1 protein-coding gene is annotated in these 1,389 nt (G+C 35.9%); it reads right to left on the bottom strand.

Annotated features, from left to right (window positions below; all coding sequences use genetic code 11):
* Positions 1-189 precede the first annotated feature (189 nt).
* Positions 190-1,296 (bottom strand): ISAs1 family transposase, encoded by a 1,107-nt coding sequence (locus tag OSCI_RS06775; RefSeq protein WP_026103822.1) that lies wholly within the window; start codon positions 1,294-1,296, stop codon positions 190-192.
* Positions 1,297-1,389: the final 93 nt, after the last annotated feature.

The raw sequence follows: 1,389 nt of genomic DNA, 5'->3' as shown, positions 1-1,389 counted from the left end.
CAGGGCGGTTTCATTCTCGAATTTTAGCAGAGCTAAAATTCTGAATGAAAATATTCAAGTCATCCGCGAACACTAAAAATTCAACTATCAATTTTATTGATAGTTGAATAAATCAAATTTATTGCTGTACATGGGTTTGAAAAGTTTAGCTGGGTAATTATTATTGAATAATTGAGCTAATCTACCTTTTTAATTGAGTGAAATTATCAGTTTTTCTAGCTTGTAGTTTAGCCATCTTTGACCGCAAGTTAATGATGAAAAGCCTAAAAATCGGTAAAGATTAAGAGCGACGGTTGATAGGAGCGATAAATTAGTGACTGCTATGTAGTTATGTCTCGGCCATATATCTTCCTTAAAAACTACATCTTTTACCCAATGTAACTGATTTTCAATCAGCCAATGACCTCGGATTTTTGACGCAAATATTTCGGCTGATGCCGATAAGCTGCTAATGTAATAAGTAAGATGTTCATAATCTTTTTTACCACGAGCGCCACTTCTTTCCACTTTAATTAAACTGGTAATATTACCCCATTTTAATCTCTCAAAATCCTTGAGCTTCTGGGGAGGAATATCAAAGACAGATACCTTTCTAACCAGGTGACGACCATGACTAATATCTACTGATTCTGCTTGACTTTTAGGTGGTTGATTTTCGATAATATTCACAACCTGTTTAAACAAGTTTTTTTGATTGCCTTTAAGAGCGATAATATAATCATTTTTAGACTCAGTAATCAAAGTAGTTGTCTCTTTTTGACAGTGCAAAGCATCCAATGTAAATATGTTCCCTCGATCGGGATAACCCTTGACTAGCTCTTGCGCCTGTCTGATTTCAGAACTTTTTTTGTTTTCAAATTTTTGGACTCTGACAACCAAACCAGTATTCTGACTGAATAAGGACACAATTGAGACAAAATCGTGAGTGCTATTCTGGGGATTTTGGCAGGTACTTCTGAGACATTTACCATCAATTGATACCCAATCAGTCAAGTCTATTGAGGTAGTTAGCTGACTAGCCCATTGATTAAATGCGTCGATTAAATCTGAGGTATTGACCAACATCATTACTCGTCTAATAGTAGAATAAGATGGGACTCTATCAATAGTGAGATTAAAAGTTTTAACGATCAGTTTTTGGTTGCATTTAGCAAAGGTTCCGAAATCTCTATATCCCAAATAACCCAACATGAATCCCATAATAACCAATAGTAATATTAGCCATAAGGGATGTCTTTTCCCGCTGGTTTGGCGTGGGTCATTGACTTTTTTCAAAAAAGAGATTAGAGTATCCATATCTATTATATGAAGAGCGATCGCTAAAAATCTTATCAGATAGCGCGATCGCTTTTACTTTTCGCGATCGCACCGGAGAATGAAACCGCCCTG

Origin of the sequence: Kamptonema sp. PCC 6506 (assembly GCF_000180455.1) — a bacterium.
Classification (GTDB): domain Bacteria; phylum Cyanobacteriota; class Cyanobacteriia; order Cyanobacteriales; family Microcoleaceae; genus Kamptonema; species Kamptonema formosum.
Note: the sequence above shows the minus strand (reverse complement) of the source record. Positions and strands in the feature narration are given on the sequence as shown.

Coding starts and splice junctions, on each gene's coding strand:
- OSCI_RS06775 (WP_026103822.1), bottom strand. CDS start 1,296: ATGGATACTCTAATCTCTTTTTTGAAAAAAGTCAATGACCCACGCCAA.